Annotated in this window: 14 protein-coding genes; 7 read left to right on the top strand and 7 right to left on the bottom strand. The window is 48.3% G+C overall.

Going from position 1 to position 15339, the window contains the following annotated elements; genetic code table 11:
• Positions 1–10: 10 nt before the first annotated feature.
• Complete coding sequence (gene proS, locus CLV60_RS09340) at positions 11–1486, bottom strand: proline--tRNA ligase (RefSeq protein WP_106595119.1); 1476 nt, start codon at positions 1484–1486, stop codon at positions 11–13.
• A 190-nt stretch (positions 1487–1676) separates the two neighbouring features.
• On the opposite strand from proS, the gene CLV60_RS09345 reads away from it, so the two are divergent.
• A complete protein-coding gene (locus tag CLV60_RS09345; protein ID WP_229210890.1) occupies positions 1677–2939 on the top strand; it encodes a hypothetical protein in 1263 nt (420 codons plus the stop codon).
• Between the two features lie 103 nt (positions 2940–3042).
• Entirely contained in the window at positions 3043–4602 is a 1560-nt protein-coding gene (locus CLV60_RS09350; RefSeq protein WP_106595121.1) for a hypothetical protein, read from the top strand.
• Between the two features lie 55 nt (positions 4603–4657).
• On the opposite strand, the gene CLV60_RS09355 is transcribed toward CLV60_RS09350, so the two are convergent.
• The 3 genes from CLV60_RS09355 to CLV60_RS09365 are packed head-to-tail and all read right to left on the bottom strand — an operon-like array spanning position 4658 to position 6911.
• Positions 4658–5161 carry a shikimate kinase gene (locus CLV60_RS09355; protein ID WP_106595122.1) on the bottom strand — a complete coding sequence of 168 codons (504 nt, stop codon included), beginning with the start codon at positions 5159–5161 and terminating at the stop codon, positions 4658–4660.
• 22 nt (positions 5162–5183) lie between these two features.
• Positions 5184–6275, bottom strand: coding sequence for a BT_3928 family protein (locus CLV60_RS09360; RefSeq protein ID WP_106595123.1), 1092 nt, complete (start codon positions 6273–6275; stop codon positions 5184–5186).
• A 33-nt stretch (positions 6276–6308) separates the two neighbouring features.
• Positions 6309–6911 (bottom strand): DUF1599 domain-containing protein, encoded by a 603-nt coding sequence (locus CLV60_RS09365; protein ID WP_106595124.1) that lies wholly within the window; start codon positions 6909–6911, stop codon positions 6309–6311.
• 27 nt (positions 6912–6938) lie between these two features.
• Between CLV60_RS09365 and folP the strand changes: the two genes are divergently transcribed.
• The 5 genes from folP (at position 6939) to CLV60_RS09390 (ending at position 12192) form a co-directional block, all read left to right on the top strand.
• On the top strand, positions 6939–7790 hold the full coding sequence (folP, locus tag CLV60_RS09370; RefSeq protein WP_106595125.1) for a dihydropteroate synthase: 852 nt from the start codon (positions 6939–6941) through the stop codon (positions 7788–7790).
• Between the two features lie 37 nt (positions 7791–7827).
• Entirely contained in the window at positions 7828–8631 is an 804-nt protein-coding gene (cdaA, locus tag CLV60_RS09375) for a diadenylate cyclase CdaA (protein ID WP_106595126.1), read from the top strand.
• Between the two features lie 102 nt (positions 8632–8733).
• Positions 8734–8997, top strand: coding sequence for a 30S ribosomal protein S20 (gene rpsT, locus CLV60_RS09380; RefSeq protein ID WP_019944067.1), 264 nt, complete (start codon positions 8734–8736; stop codon positions 8995–8997).
• Positions 8998–9165: 168 nt separating this feature from the next.
• A complete protein-coding gene (locus CLV60_RS09385) occupies positions 9166–10440 on the top strand; it encodes a lactonase family protein (protein WP_106595127.1) in 1275 nt (424 codons plus the stop codon).
• Positions 10441–10578: 138 nt separating this feature from the next.
• Positions 10579–12192 carry an ABC-F family ATP-binding cassette domain-containing protein gene (locus CLV60_RS09390; RefSeq protein WP_106595128.1) on the top strand — a complete coding sequence of 538 codons (1614 nt, stop codon included), beginning with the start codon at positions 10579–10581 and terminating at the stop codon, positions 12190–12192.
• A gap of 79 nt (positions 12193–12271) precedes the next feature.
• Here the strand turns inward: CLV60_RS09390 and CLV60_RS09395 are convergent, their stop codons facing one another.
• From CLV60_RS09395 to CLV60_RS09405, 3 genes are all read right to left on the bottom strand, one after another.
• A complete protein-coding gene (locus CLV60_RS09395) occupies positions 12272–13003 on the bottom strand; it encodes a class I SAM-dependent methyltransferase (RefSeq protein WP_106595129.1) in 732 nt (243 codons plus the stop codon).
• Between the two features lie 62 nt (positions 13004–13065).
• Positions 13066–14580, bottom strand: a complete 1515-nt coding sequence (locus tag CLV60_RS09400) for a T9SS type A sorting domain-containing protein (RefSeq protein ID WP_106595130.1) — start codon at positions 14578–14580, stop codon at positions 13066–13068.
• A 112-nt stretch (positions 14581–14692) separates the two neighbouring features.
• Positions 14693–15328, bottom strand: a complete 636-nt coding sequence (locus tag CLV60_RS09405; RefSeq protein ID WP_106595131.1) for a gluconate 2-dehydrogenase subunit 3 family protein — start codon at positions 15326–15328, stop codon at positions 14693–14695.
• Positions 15329–15339 lie beyond the last annotated feature (11 nt).

Genomic DNA, 15339 nt, shown 5'->3' on the forward strand with positions numbered 1-15339 from the left:
AGAATGAAAATTAGTATGCCCGCGCAAATACCACACGTCCTTTCGACGGCTTACCCGAGTAAATGCAAACGCCCTCTTCGGCTTCCTGGTTCAGAGGAATGCAGCGGATGGTCGCCTTGGTTTCTTCCTTGATCTTCTCTTCCGTCTCGGATGTACCGTCCCAATGCGCGAGGATAAACCCGCCTTTGGTGTCGAGAATATTGTTGAATTCCTCGAAAGAATCTACTTTATAGGTATTCTCTTCGCGGAACGTCAGCGCCTTTTTGTAAATCGACTCCTGGATGTCGTTGAGCAGGTTTTGTACGTAGGCTGCAATGCCTTCCACCGAAACCGTTTCCTTGGTTTTGGTATCGCGGCGCGCCACTTCCACCGTACCATTTTCGAGGTCGCGGCCGCCCATGGCCAGTCTCACCGGAACACCCTTCAATTCATATTCAGCAAATTTGAAGCCGGGCTTCGCATTGTCGCTGCTGTCGTATTTGACACTGATACCCAGTTTTTTCAAATCCCTGGTGATTTCCGCCACTTTCTCGGAAATCTGCGCAAGCTGCTCGTCGTTTCGGTAAATGGGAACAATCACCACCTGGATAGGCGCCAGTTTCGGAGGCAATACGAGGCCTGCGTCGTCGGAATGCGCCATGATCAGTGCACCCATGAGCCGTGTGCTTACACCCCATGAAGTTCCCCAAACGTAATCCAGCTTGCCTTCCTTATCCTGGAATTTCACGTCGAATGCATTGGCAAAGTTCTGGCCCAGGAAGTGGGAAGTACCGGCTTGCAATGCTTTTCCATCCTGCATCATCGCTTCGATACAGTAGGTGTCTTCCGCACCGGCGAAACGTTCGTTTGGTGTTTTCACCCCTTTGATAACGGGCACTGCCATCCATTCTTCGGCGAACTGCGCATATACTTCCAGCATTTGCTTCGTTTCGGCCACTGCCTCCTGCGCGGTAGCGTGTGCAGTGTGGCCTTCCTGCCAAAGGAACTCGGCTGTACGCAGGAACAGGCGCGTACGCATTTCCCAGCGCACTACGTTCGCCCATTGGTTGATCAGCAACGGCAGGTCGCGGTACGACTGGATCCAGTTCTTATAGGTGCTCCAGATAACCGTTTCCGAAGTCGGGCGTACGATCAGTTCTTCTTCCAGTTTCGCTTCCGGGTCAACGACCACGCCCTTGCCGTTCGGGTCGTTTTTGAGGCGGTAATGTGTCACTACGGCACATTCCTTGGCGAATCCTTCCACGTGTGAAGCCTCCTTGCTCAGGTACGATTTCGGGATGAAAAGCGGGAAATAGGCGTTGGTATGGCCTGTTTCTTTGAACATGTCATCCAGCGCGCGCTGCATTTTTTCCCAGATAGAGTATCCGTACGGTTTGATTACCATACAACCTCTTACCGGTGAGTTTTCGGCCAGGTCGGCGCGTTTCACTAATTCATTGTACCATTCGGAGTAGTTTTCACTTCGTGTTGGCAAGGCTTTACTCATTACTTTGTATTATTTTGGAATTGAAATGGAGTATTACGTTAATCCAGGCCTGTTTTTCAAGGGAGTTGCAAAGATAGTTTTTTATGTTAACTTTGGAATTAATGTATAGTTACGGACGTTTACTTCCTAGGGAGAATGCGTTTTTATACCTATATTAGCAACAAACTTTTAATCCTTAAAAGCCATGAGTATGTTCAATAAAGCAAAATATTTGTCTTTGCTGGTGCTGTTGGGAGCTTGGGGATGTACTTCGAATCAGTATGCATCACGCTCGGGCGGCGGATATGATGATCTCTACGGGGGAAACTCCGGCGGAGGCCTCGTATTGGCAGACAGGGGTGGTGATCAGGAAGTATCCCGTTCGGACAATCCGGACTATACCTATACAGGCAACTATTCCGAAAACGGCACCGCGGACTATTACGACGAAAACTACCTTTCGTCCAGAGCTGTAAAACGTCAGGTGTCGACAGACGTAGGCTATAATGCCGGTTTTGTCGACGGCTATAATGCAGCCAATTTCAATAATCCATACTACGGCGGTCTCGGGTCTTACTGGCCAGGCAGCTATGCAGGTCTGTCGCTTAACTTCGGTTACGGCGGATTCAGAATGCGTCCTTCTTTCGGATTCGGTTTCGGATCGATGATGGGCTATTCTCCATGGGGTTACTCGCCTTGGGGCTACGGCAGCATGCTGGGATATGGCTATGATCCGTTTTACAGTCCATGGGGGTATAACAGCATGTACGGCTGGGGTGGAGGTTACTACGATGGCTTCTACGGCGGTTACGGTTATTCACCATGGGCTTACAGCCGTCCGGTGATCGTGATCAACAATTCGGACAGAGGCTATACGAGGACTTACGGCCCACGTGTAGTGGATGCAAGCAGGAGCCGCAGCGCGGAGCGTTACAATTCGAATTTTGTGAACTCGTCACGTAACCGTTCCGAAAGTGCTACAAGAGGAAATCGCGATGGCGGCCGTGTGATCTCCGGCGATACGTATGCTTCGCCAAGGACGGAACGTTCGGGTCGGGGTAATGCTGTCGCAAATGGCGGAAGAACCAGCGCTGAATCATCTTACGGCTCACGCGTTGTGGATGGCGGAAGCGGTAATGTATATTACTCACGCCCTCGTTCGGCCAATTCGAGCAACTATTCTTCTGAAAGCGGAAATACCAATGGCGCCAGCTACTATTCGTCTCCGCGCTCTTCGAGAGGCTCATCCTCCTCTTCTTACAGCGCACCGTCTTACAGTACGCCAACGAGAACCCAGGATTACGGAACGCCTAGCAGAAGCTATTCGAACCAAAGAAGCGAATCATACAGCGCTCCGACCAGGACTTACAGCCAGCCGTCGTATAGCGCTCCTTCAAGAAGTTACAGCGCCCCTTCCAGTGGAGGCGGCGGTGGCGGCGGAAGTTCAAGCCGTTCTTCGAGAGGTCCAAGATAATTTACAACTATCCTGAAAAAGAGATAGTCACGTCAAACCCTGCAAGATGTCATAATTTTGCAGGGTTTTCGTTTAAATTGTATTGAAATAAGTATCAACTGCCATGTCGAAAACATCCTCAGGAATTGCGCTCCTCATCTCGCTGCTCACTTCATCAGCGGCATTCGCACAATACGCTACCGACGCACTTCGCTATTCAGAAATTAACCAGAACGGATCCGCGCGCTTCCAGGCATTAGGCGGAAACCACGCAGCCATCGGCGGCGATGCCAGCTCTATTTACGGAAACCCGGCGGGCCTGGGATTCTATAACCGTAATGAATTTACATTGAGTCCGGCTGTTACGATTGCAGGCACCAAAGCCAACTACCTCGGAAATGAGGATAAGCAAAGCAGCAGCCTGTTTAACATTCCACAGGCCTCGGTCGTGTTCGCGAGCCAGCCGGGTTTTCAGCGGAAATGGAAACGGTCGTCATTCGGTGTATCTTTTTCCCGCCAGCAATCATTTCAAAACGGCTACCTGTACGGCGGACGGAACAACAACAGCGCTTACATTGATAATGTATTGGAGACGGTCAACAATGCGAACCCGCCCTACACCATTAAGGAGCTCGAAGACGGTCTGAAAAACGACGCGACAGGTAATCCGATCGCCAACTCGATTCCGGTAGCCTACTACCAGATGTACCTGATCAACCCGACGACGACCTCGGGGCCTCCGTTCGCGGCGATTGATGACCGGAGCGTGGTGGATCAGTCGGGTGATTTTACTTCCAAAGGTGCTACGTCTCAATGGACATTTGCTTACGCGGGCAATTTGGACGATAAGTTTTACCTGGGTGGAAACATCGGGTTCAGCAGGATCAAATATGACTATTCTTCCCGATTCAGCGATGATTACATAAACAGCCCGTCGTTGACCTATATCGATCAATTTGAGGATTTTACAGTTCGTGGTAACGGGTTCAATGCCTCGCTGGGAGCTATCTACAAGTTCAATCCGATGTTTCAGATCGGCGGTACGCTGATCAGCCCGACCATAAGCGCCATCAAAGAAACATATAGCCAAAGCGTAGCTGCGGGCTATGTGGGTGGAAAGATAAAAGATGCTGATGGAAACCTGATAACACCACCGTACAGCTCACTTCCCATTGCGGCAAATGATTTTGAATATACCCTGATAGGACCGATGCGCGGGAATTTGGGTGGTACGGTATTCTTCCAAAACAAGGGTTTCCTGACTGCAACTATTGATTATGTAGGTTACAGCGGCATGCGGGCAACGACTAGCTTTCTGGACGCCGACGGTAACCGCAACTTCAAGAATGATACGAAGGCGGAAATCAAAGACACTTTCCGTAACACCGTCAATTTCCGGTTGGGGGGCGAGATCAGGGCCAATATTTTCCGCGCGCGCATCGGTGGTGCCTACATTGCAGATCCTTATCTTGACCGTACGGACGGCATTGATCGAAGCAAATTATTGTTTTCGGCGGGCGTAGGTGTACGTAACGATCGGTTCTTTGTGGATTTAGCCGGTACATTTACTACCTATAAATCTGCTTACACACCCTACTACCTTAAGGATCCCAGAAACTATGCATCGGTTGAGATCACCAACCGGCCAGTTAACGTGATGTTGACGGGCGGCGTGTTTTTCTGATGCTATTCGGGAAGGATTTATAAGTAAAAAACCTGCGATAAGCAGGTTTTTTCAGTTATAACAAGGGCGTAAGCACTTCCAGTAGATGACTGACGTCTATTTCGCCCTTTAATGTAAAATTAGCTTGTGTGTAATAGGGGAGCCTGTCGGTAATGCGGTTTTGCAGTGTGTCGACGAGCGAGGTAGCGCCTGAGAGAATAGGGCGGTCGTCCTTACCGTGGTTCTCGATCCGCCTTGCCAGATCTTCGGCCGGAACGTCGAGGAAAATGCTCACACCCATTTCTTTAATCACTTCCATGTTGTCGAAAAAGCAGGGCGTGCCACCGCCGGAGGCGAGTACAATGCCTTTTTGCGCAGAAGTCTCTTTCAAAATGCGGCTTTCGACTTCGCGGAAATAGGCTTCTCCCTGCTGGGAGAAAATAGCGGAAATCTCCATTCCCTGATCTTTCTCGATCAGCTTGTCAAGGTCTACAAACTGGTAATTCAATGCACGTGCGAGCTTTTTGCCCAGCGTTGTTTTGCCGGAAGACATCATCCCGACGAGTATTATATTCTTCATTTAATATTGGGTGTCAGTCACATTATTTGACCAGGCCCACTACCTCTTCGGCAGTCGGGGTGTCGTTGTAATGCCATTTGCCTTTTACAATACCGTCTTTCAAAAGCCACAGGCCAGGGTTGGAGCGCGAAATGGTTTTCAGAACTGTCGCGTCTACATAATAATAGGGAGCAGTCAGCTGATGCTGCGAGAGGAAATTCTCGATGTCGGCGCTGTTTCCGGAAGTGAGGATTACCGGTTCAACACCCTTGGCTTTCACGGCATTAATCAGCTTGTTGATGTCCGGTAATGCGGCAGTATTAATATCCGTAAGGCTTTTGATGATGAGGAAAAGCTTTTTACCCTGGAAAGTGCCCTCCGTGAAGTCGCCCGCATCATTCCATACCTTGTAATCCGTGATTTTAGGTTTTGCATCCTCATTCAGTACCACCATTTCCTTGAATTTCAAGGTGGTGTCACTAGGATACTGCTCGTATTCCAGCGTTTTGCCGTCTTTTTCAAATACATACAAATAACGCAGCGGTTCCGAAGGCTTCATTTGCGCAGGAATGCTCGCACCCACACGATACGGCAGCAAATCGACGATGGGCAAATGACGCAGCGAATAAATGGCAACGCCGAGTGAAACCAGTGTCGAGATGACGATGATGATCCCGGTAGGGTAGGATTTGAACTTCTTTCGATAATACACGATCACCAAAATCAGTATCAATAAGAATATGTCTTTTCCGAACGAAGTCCAGGGAGTGAGCTTGATCGCCGCGCCGAAACAGCCGCAATCAGTCACTTTGTTGAAATAAGCCGAATAGAATGTCAGGAATGTAAAGAAAACAATGATCGTCAGCAGTAGCCAGGATATGGTTTTCGGCTTGTATGCGACCAGCAATGCGATACCCAGAACGACCTCCGCAGTGCAAAGGAATACCGAGAAATACAGCGCCAGCGGCACCAGTCCCATGAAGAAATCATGCAATGCAGGAAGGTCGGTCGCGAAGACCTCGAAATATTCTTCCAGCTTGTACTGTGTCCCGATCGGGTCGTTCAGCTTGATGATTCCGGAGAAAATGAAGAGTAAACCTACTACGACTCGTGAGATCTGGGCAAAGATTTTCATTGCAAACTGGACGGCGGTTTGGGTGTGTCTTTGTTAGTTGGTCTGTAAGGCATTCGATTTAATCAGGCAGAATACCGAATAGTTGATAATATCCTGGTATCCGGCTTTTACACCCTCTGAAACGAGCGTAAGGCCTTGATTGTCTTCGATTTGTTTGATCCTTAGCAGTTTCATGAGAATGATGTCGGTCATGGAGCCCACACGCATGTCGCGCCACGCCTCGCCATAATCATGGTTTTTATTAAACAACAATTCCTTCACTTCGTTCACCTGGGAATTGTAAAGAATTGTTAATGCTGAATCGTCGATGTCCTGGTTTTGCTCAGTGGCCTCGATCTGGATCAGCGCCATTACGCAATAATTGATGATCCCGATGAATTCGGATGACACGTCCTCATTCACTTTCTGTACACCCTTGTCCTGGATCGTGCGGATGCGCTGGGCCTTGATGAAGATCTGATCGGTAATCGAAGGGAGCCGAAGGATACGCCAGGATGTTCCGTAGTCCTTGTTTTTTTTTGTAAAAAGATCTTGGCAATACTGAATGATTTCCTGATATTCCGATTCTGTGGATTTCACTGTTTCAAATGAGTTAGAGACTTTCAGACGGTAGGAAGAGAATGCTTTGATATTCATTCCTTTGCCTGTTTTTGAAAAGAATTTATGTTGCAAGTTAGTAAAAAAACGCTCAATATCCGGGGCGCGCTGCTCGATCTGTCGACGCCTGTGGTAATGGGTATTCTGAATATCACACCCGATTCTTTTTATGCCGGAAGCCGGGTCGCTGCTGCGGACGAGATCGTCGAAAGGGCCGGGCGGATGCGCTCGGAAGGTGCCGGTATGATCGACATCGGCGGCTACTCCACACGCCCGGGCGCACGTGAGGTGAGCGCGGAAGAGGAGGGCGACCGCATTGAATCCGCCGTAGAGCCATTAGCTAAATTTTTCCCCGACCTCATCATTTCTGTTGATACCTTTCGGGCCGAAGTAGCCGAGAGGGGCATTCGCAAAGGCGCACATATTGTTAATGATGTCGCCGGCGGAACGCTCGACGACGCCATGTTCGATGTCGTCGCCCGCCTGCGCATACCGTACATATTAATGCACATGCGCGGCACGCCGCAAACGATGAACAGCCTGACGGATTATGAACGCCTTTTGCCGGATATTCTCAGGGATTTAAGGCAGAAGGTAGCGGTGCTGCAAAGTAAGGGAGTTGCCGACCTGATCATCGATCCGGGTTTCGGGTTTGCGAAGACCATCGCGCAGAATTTCGAGCTGATGCGGGAGCTGAGACAGTTCCAGTTGCTCGGGTACCCGGTGCTGGTGGGCATTTCACGCAAGACGACCATTTACAAAACCCTGCATATTTCGCCGGAAGAAGCGTTAAATGGTACAACGGTGCTCAATACGCTGGCATTGGAGCGCGGAGCGTCGATCCTGCGTGTGCATGATGTGAAACCTGCCGTGGAAGCGGTAAAACTGTGGATGGCCGCAGGTAACTATCCGAATTAAAATAGTAATTTAGTCGCTGTAAAATATCACCTTTCGTATGCGTGTGGGTTTTCTGAACATCAATTGGGCTGATATCCTGGATGTTTTTTTAGTGTCCATTCTTCTTTATCAGGTATATACCCTTGTTCGGGGAAGTATTGCAAGCAGGGTTTTTCTCGGGTATTTGTTCGTCTACGTCTTCTATCTGGTGGTCAAAGGGCTCGGTTTGGGACTGCTCACGGCCATCCTGCAATACTTCATGGGCGTCGGTGCGGTGGCATTGATCGTGATTTTCCAGCAGGAGATCCGGCGTTTTCTGCTCATCATAGGCAAGTCGACGATTTATACCAATAATGGTTTCCTCAAAAAGTTCATCGGGAATTCAATGATGGACTTCAAGGTGAAAAACCTGAAAGAGGTGATCGATGCGAGCAAAACCATCGCTGCCAACTTTACGGGCGCATTGATCGTGCTCAACAAGCGCGATGATCTTGGTAAATATGTGGAAACCGGTGAAATGCTGGATGCGCGCGTTTCCAAGCCGCTGCTGGTGTCGCTTTTCAATCAATACAGCGAGCTGCACGACGGGGCGGTGATCATCGTGGATGGGGTTCTGAAAGCGGCGCGCTGCGTACTGCCGGTGGCCGATGGTGTGGATGTGCCGTCGTCGCTGGGCTTCCGCCACCGTGCTGCGATGGGTATGAGCGAGGCTACCGACGCGATCGTGATCGTGATTTCCGAACAGACAGGAAAAATATCATTAGCCGTGGAAGGAGAGCTACACAGCAATATCCCTTACAATGAGCTGGAATCGCGTATTGAGGAGTATCTTGCCTCGGATGTTCAGCGAATGCCTAAATAAGTTTGTTTACAGGAAATATATTTTGAAAGGAAATTTGGCGTTTTGGGAAGCAATTTCTATTTTTGCAGACCGAAATGAGAAATAGAAAAATATTCATTACAAATGGCAAATCATAAATCAGCTTTAAAAAGAATCCGCGCGAACGAAACTAAGCGTTTGCGTAATCGTTACCAGCACAAGACTACCCGTTCATACATCAAGAAATTGCGTGAGACGACTGATAAGGCAGTAGCTGTTGAAGTTTACAAAACTGTATCTTCAATGTTGGATCGTTTGGCAAAGAAAAATATCATCCACAAGAAGAAAGCTTCTAACCAGAAGTCTAAACTGGCGAAATTCGTCAACGGACTTGCTGTTGCAGCGTAATTTTTACTTCCTGTGACCCGAAACCCCGGCAAATGCTTGCCGGGGTTTTTCTTTTTATTGTATATTGCGCATTCTGAAAGGAACCTTGCACGGGTATAAACGCCCCTGCAAGGTTCTTTTGGTGTAAGCTCAAATTGTTCAAACCACCTAAAACTTAAATTCTTTTCTATGAAGAAAGTTGCATTATTTGCTGGTTTGGCTGCGTTGGGAAGTGTCCCTGCGATAGCCCAATCACCCATCACTTTCAATGCCCGTGGTCTGGTTGTGGTGTCCGATGCCGATCTGGCAGCTTCCGCATTGGTTGATGGTAAGCTATTAAGAGACAACACATCGAAAGACCAGCTTACGACGATCAAATTCCCGATAGAACGGGGTAGTAAAGGTCTCGGATCCGCACTGGTGTCGAACTCCGCACTGGGATACTCCAAAACACTGGCAGTGTCGCCGACCGGGACGCTTGCATTTGTGCTGGAAAACCGGATCAGACCGGAAGACGGCGTAGGTGAGTATAAAGACCTTTCAAAAGAATTTCCGGCGGGGGAGAAGCTGTTTGTAGTCGATATCAGCAACCTGGCAGCGCCGAAGGCTAAATTCGGCTTCCCGGTGGGTAAAAAACCGACCTCCATCGATGTCAACAAGAACGAGCTGATTCTCGCGACAAACGATACCGGCAAAGAGCTCGTGTTCATCGAGGCAGGTCCTGACGGCAAGCCCGCACGTTTCCTGAACCTGCCGTCCGCATTGGATAGTACTAATCGTATTGTAGATATTTCATGGCACCCATCCGGTGATTTCATCGCGTTCAGCCTTGATAATTCCAATGAAGTAGGCTTGTACAAAGTGATCCGCGAGGCTGGAAAGCTGAAAAACGTTGAAATGGTTGGGAAGCCCGTGAAAGTGGGCGTGGATCCTACTTTCGGAAGGTTTACCGCAGATGGCAAGCATTATCTCGTTCTCGACGCCAAAGGCCCACAGGGCAAAGGGGCTGGTGAGGGCGAAGTTTTTGTGGTAGACTTCTCGATGGACGGTGCGGTTGAGCACAAAGTTGCCGGCCAGGCGCCGGTGGGTTTGAATACCGGTTCATTCGCGTTGAGCCCTGATGGTACTTTGCTCGTGACGGCCAATGCAGGTAAAAGCGGCTCGCCTTGGGCGGAAGCAGGCGCAGGAACTGGCGCTTCGCTATCATTGTATAAGGTAGCCAACACCGGCGCACTGACCAAAGTTGCGGATTATCCGTTCGATGGTATCTATCCTCAGAGCGTAGCCTTCGATAAGGACGGCTCGAACCTGGCGGTTTCTGTATTCGAATACCTTGAATACGGCAGCGGCAATGGTGGAGTGGAGTTCTGGTCGGTGACCAAGGGCGATACCCCGGCATTGAAAAAGCAGGGCGCGAAAGTGAGCGTGGCCAAAGGTGCACATACCTTGCGCGTGATCCCCTGATCGTACGAAATCTCGGATTTTAATAGGCAGGCCGGTTTGTTACCGGCCTGTTTTGTTTGCATTTAGTTTGCCCAAGGATGCTAAATCGGCCTGATTTTTGTAATTTTGCGGTCTCATTCATAAATAATCAATTTACAGATGATTACGGTTCAGAACGTATCGCTGCGATACGGTAAAAGGGTATTGTTCGACGAAGTAAATATAAAGTTTGTCCCTGGTAACTGCTATGGCGTGATCGGCGCTAACGGAGCCGGGAAATCCACATTTTTGAAGATTCTTTCAGGCGAAATCGAGCCGCAAACCGGTAATGTAAGCATGAACCCGGGCGAGCGTATGACGTTCCTGAAACAGGACCAGTTCGAGTTCGATGCGTACACCGTCATGGATACGGTGATCCTCGGCCACGAGCGTCTTTATAAAGTAATGAAGGAGCGTGAAGCCATTTACGCGAAAGAGGATTTCACTGACGAAGACGGTGAAAAGGCCGCCGACCTGGAAGCTGAATTCGCTGATTTGAATGGCTGGGAGGCTGAAACCGAGGCCGCACAGCTTTTGAGCGGTCTGGGCTTGGGCGAAGAGCTGCACCATTCATTAATGGGCGATTTGAATGCAAACGATAAAGTACGCGTCCTGCTGGCACAAGCACTTTTCGGTAATCCTGATGTGCTGCTGCTCGATGAGCCTACCAACAACCTTGACGTTGAAACGGTATTGTGGCTCGAAAACTTCCTCGCCGATTTCAAAAACACGGTGATCGTGGTTTCTCACGACCGTCACTTCCTGGATGAAGTTTGTACGCATGTCGTGGATATCGATTTCAGCAAAGTCCAGCTGTTCTCGGGTAACTATTCATTCTGGTACCAATCCAGCCAGCTGGCATTGAAACAGCGCCAGGATGCCAACAAGAAGGCAGAAGACAAGCGTAAGGAATTGGAAGACTTCATTCGTCGTTTTAGCGCGAATGCTTCGAAATCGAAACAGGCAACTTCCCGCGCCAAATTGCTGGAAAAACTGACTGTTGATGATATCAAGCCATCATCCCGCAAATATCCTTACATCGCATTCAAATCCGAGCGCGAGGTAGGTGACCAGATTTTGCGTGTAGAAGGACTTTCCAAAACCGCCGAGGACGGAACCAAGCTGTTCGATAACATCAGCTTTACAGTCAATAAGGGTGATAAAATTGCATTTGTGAGCCGGAACGTGTTGGCGATCAGTGCATTGTTTGATATTGTAAGTGAGGTGGATAAGGCTGACAAAGGCGACTTTACCTGGGGTGTTACCATCACGAAATCCTACTTCCCGAAGGATCCGGGGCAGTTTTTCGACGTGGACCTGAACCTGGTTGACTGGCTGCGTCAATATTCCGACGAGAAGGACGAGAGCTTTATCCGCGGCTTCCTGGGCCGGATGCTCTTCTCTGGTGAAGAGTCATTGAAAAAGGCGAAAGTGCTTTCCGGAGGTGAGAAAGTACGTTGTATGCTCTCACGCACGATGCTCTCGGGCGCGAACGCACTCGTACTGGACGACCCTACCAACCACCTCGACCTCGAATCGATCACCGCATTGAACAATGGGCTGATCGACTTCACAGGATGTTTGCTGTTCTACTCCCACGACCACCAGTTCGTGGAAACGGTAGCGAACCGCATTATCGAAATCGGACCAAAAGGAATCCTCGACAAGCTGATGACTTACGACGAGTTCCTGACCGACGAGACTGTGAAGCAGCAGCGTCAGAAACTGTATTAATCTCTCAGGTCAATATCTTAAAAATGGAGCCCCGTTTCGAATCGAAACGGGGCTCCATTTTAATAAGTATATGGCGATCTTAAAAAATCGAGAGCTTTTTATCTGTTTTTTGAGTTAGTACCGCATATGAGCTTGGCTTTATTCCCCGCAGATAAGGTACCATGCTCAGGATCGCAAACTTGATTTTTGTGATATAATAGGCTGAGTTTTTCTTTTTAAACATGAGTTGCAGGACCTCATCGTCATAGAGATAGTTGATATCCTTCACGACTTCGAAATTTTCGGATTTCAACAAAAACCTGAATAGGGCCGGCGTGTAAATGTTAATATGGCCGTAAGAGAGGAAGTGCTCCAATTTTCTGTCCACATAAAAAGAAAAGTCTATCGGCACCTCAAAAATCTGGTATTTCGATACCCGTTTGATTTCTCTCAGCAATATCCGCTCGTGCTCCACATGCTCCAATACGTGAGAGCAGATGACCAGATCGAAATGGTTGTCGGGGTAAGGAATCTTATACCCGTCAAACAGCAGAACACTTTTGAGGTTCTTGATATTTTTGGATTTGATCAGGTCTATCCCACTTTCGGAAATTTCAATGCAATTCAGATCGTCGCAAAAATTCCATTGCGATAGCCAACTCAGGATACTTCCTTCGCCTGCGCCCACTTCCAGCACATTTTTGAACCGGATCGATTTGGATAGCTCAACGATGTTAAGCGCTTTGTAGCGCGCTCCTGTGTTACGCCATTTTACGGAATTTTCATCATATTGATTTGAATATGAATCCTTTATATTGTCGGATAATTGCATGTGGCCGAATGCGGATTTTGTTTTAGAGTGTGCAAAATAAATGAATCGAATCCAGAAGTTTTCTAGTCATTAGCTACTAAAATCTTAAATACTTCGGAACCGACAGTCAGGAAGTAGATTCCGTCTTGCCATGATTTGGTAGAGATCTCCTTATCGGGAAGCACCGGGGACTTGATAACGGTAATACCTTGCTCGTTTTTAATGCTGTATGGCTGGTTCTGATTTTGAGCACGTATAGTCAGTCGGCCGTGTGAAGGGTTAGGATATACGGAGACAACCTGCTTACTGCCCTTTACAAAAACCATTTTTGAGTAGGTAGAAGTCCCATCCCAGTCGATCTGTTTCAAGCGATAGTAAGTTAATGCATACGGCGCAAGGTCAGTAAATGAATAATTCAGCGCTTGCCGGCTGTCTGTATTACCCTCCACAAAAGCTATTTTTTGGAATAGTTTGCCATTTGAACTCCTTTCAACCTCAAAGCCCTTGTTGTTAATTTCGGAAGCTGTTACCCATTTGAGTACGTTTCCCTCAGTTCTGTTTTCACCTGAAAAACTGACCAGATCCACAGGCAGTAAGCCACATCCGGTTGCTAATTCTCCCATGGAATTGCACCCGGTCGCATTGAAAGCCACGTAGAATGCCGTTGCATTGCCTAGCCGAATCAAACAGATGGGGCGGGTTGCGCACTCAGATAAGTTGGCGTTATTCTGAATCTGGATTTGACTGGCGGATTCAAGACTATCCAGGCCGTTCAGCGAAGTAAGGGCATTGTTATTCGTAACGTTCAGGTAGTAGCCGATGCTTTTCAGTTTATTAAGACCTTGTAAATTGGTAAGCAGCGGATTATAAGCGATGTAAAGGTAACCCGTCGTTCTTGCGAGAGACCTTAGGCCGTCCAGGTTCAATAACTTGTCATTCAGGGCAATGGAAACCGAACTGGCAGTGGTGATATTGTGAAGGCCCGACAAACTTTCCAGCTTAGGATTAGCGCCCACCGATAAGAAATCGGTGACGGAAGTGATTTTACTAAATGCCTCAACACTTGTCAAAACCGGATTGTAAACAACTCTGAGGTAACTATTTACATAGGAGAGAGATTGTAGGCCCGAAAGGTTGGTAAGCGACGGATTCGCCTCAATATTAATCCCATCATAAATGTTGGCAAGGGAACCGAGTCCGTCCACATTTAATAAGAGTGAGTTGTCGTTGATCGTCAGACGACCGTTTATATCAGTCAATGCGTCCAGCCCGCTCATGTTTGGAAGCGTTGGATTATTAATTATCGTCACATCGCCGAGAATACGGGTTATATTGGAGAGGCCGTTCAAATTCGTAATGTCAGCCCCAGTGATCGTCACACTTCCTAAAATTGTTTTGCACCCGGGATTCTGAATTTTGAAGTTGTCAAGTTGTTGCTGGCTTGTGAAATCAGACACGTTGCAGGTCTGAGCATTAACGTATTGAGACAAAAAGCAAATTGAAATCAGGAGGTAAATTTTCTTCATGTTTGTGATTAATATATGGGTCAGTTCATTGATTGCTAAACTAGTAACTTCAAGGCACCATCTTGCAACCATAGGGCAAAATAATATTAAAGATTGCCCAATTGTCAGGGGATAAACGAACTTATAACAAAGCAGCCCCGCTTCAAGAGAGGCGGGGCTGTTCTGTTTGATGAAAACCCAAAGCTTAATCGTAGCTCAAACCATATTGTTTCAGGACATCTTCCGGAACACCTTCCCAAACATTCGGCGTGTTGCCTTTATAACCCAGGTCGGCAATACCGATTTTAGAAGTGTAGAAACCGGAAGCCGTCAGATTTCGCATCATATTGAAGAATGCAACGCCCTGGCTGTGGATAGGCTTCGCTTTTTGAGGATAGGCGATATCGTCGATGATCTGGATCTGCTGGGCTTTGGTAGCTAACGTAAACCCTTTGCCGAAACGGGTGATCGACTCTTTTTCCAGCCATCTCAAACCACCGCGCAATGGGGTCTGGTGCTGCGGCATGTCCTTCACAATGAAGTCGATAAACTCTACTACACCTGCCTGGGATGCGCTGGCCGAGGTTGCGTCAGCAGGGATGATAATGTCAACCAGAACTTTGATCGTCGCGAGTTCGGCTACGGTAAGGAATTTCTCTTTCGCAATCTTGGCGTCCCGAATGGCTTCCTCTTTCGTTCTTCCTCCCGGAATTTTAAGCGGGGTTTCCGGCGGGTTTTGTGTTTCGAGGTCCCGCTGTTCGGCAAGGGCCACCTGAGGGCTCAATGCGGCGATTCCCAGCGAGCTCAGGGTCAATGACTTTAATGAATCTCTGCGTTTCATATGCTTATGAT

It is taken from the genome of Dyadobacter jiangsuensis (assembly GCF_003014695.1).
Classification (GTDB): Bacteria; Bacteroidota; Bacteroidia; order Cytophagales; family Spirosomataceae; genus Dyadobacter; species Dyadobacter jiangsuensis.

Bases quoted from the DNA above. Each gene is read 5' to 3' on its own strand.
- proS (WP_106595119.1), bottom strand. From the start codon at position 1,486: ATGAGTAAAGCCTTGCCAACACGAAGTGAAAACTACTCCGAATGGTAC.
- CLV60_RS09345 (WP_229210890.1), top strand. From the start codon at position 1,677: ATGTTCAATAAAGCAAAATATTTGTCTTTGCTGGTGCTGTTGGGAGCT.
- CLV60_RS09350 (WP_106595121.1), top strand. From the start codon at position 3,043: ATGTCGAAAACATCCTCAGGAATTGCGCTCCTCATCTCGCTGCTCACT.
- CLV60_RS09355 (WP_106595122.1), bottom strand. From the start codon at position 5,161: ATGAAGAATATAATACTCGTCGGGATGATGTCTTCCGGCAAAACAACG.
- CLV60_RS09360 (WP_106595123.1), bottom strand. From the start codon at position 6,275: ATGAAAATCTTTGCCCAGATCTCACGAGTCGTAGTAGGTTTACTCTTC.
- CLV60_RS09365 (WP_106595124.1), bottom strand. From the start codon at position 6,911: ATGAATATCAAAGCATTCTCTTCCTACCGTCTGAAAGTCTCTAACTCA.
- folP (WP_106595125.1), top strand. From the start codon at position 6,939: ATGTTGCAAGTTAGTAAAAAAACGCTCAATATCCGGGGCGCGCTGCTC.
- cdaA (WP_106595126.1), top strand. From the start codon at position 7,828: ATGCGTGTGGGTTTTCTGAACATCAATTGGGCTGATATCCTGGATGTT.
- rpsT (WP_019944067.1), top strand. From the start codon at position 8,734: ATGGCAAATCATAAATCAGCTTTAAAAAGAATCCGCGCGAACGAAACT.
- CLV60_RS09385 (WP_106595127.1), top strand. From the start codon at position 9,166: ATGAAGAAAGTTGCATTATTTGCTGGTTTGGCTGCGTTGGGAAGTGTC.
- CLV60_RS09390 (WP_106595128.1), top strand. From the start codon at position 10,579: ATGATTACGGTTCAGAACGTATCGCTGCGATACGGTAAAAGGGTATTG.
- CLV60_RS09395 (WP_106595129.1), bottom strand. From the start codon at position 13,003: ATGCAATTATCCGACAATATAAAGGATTCATATTCAAATCAATATGAT.
- CLV60_RS09400 (WP_106595130.1), bottom strand. From the start codon at position 14,580: ATGGTTGCAAGATGGTGCCTTGAAGTTACTAGTTTAGCAATCAATGAA.
- CLV60_RS09405 (WP_106595131.1), bottom strand. From the start codon at position 15,328: ATGAAACGCAGAGATTCATTAAAGTCATTGACCCTGAGCTCGCTGGGA.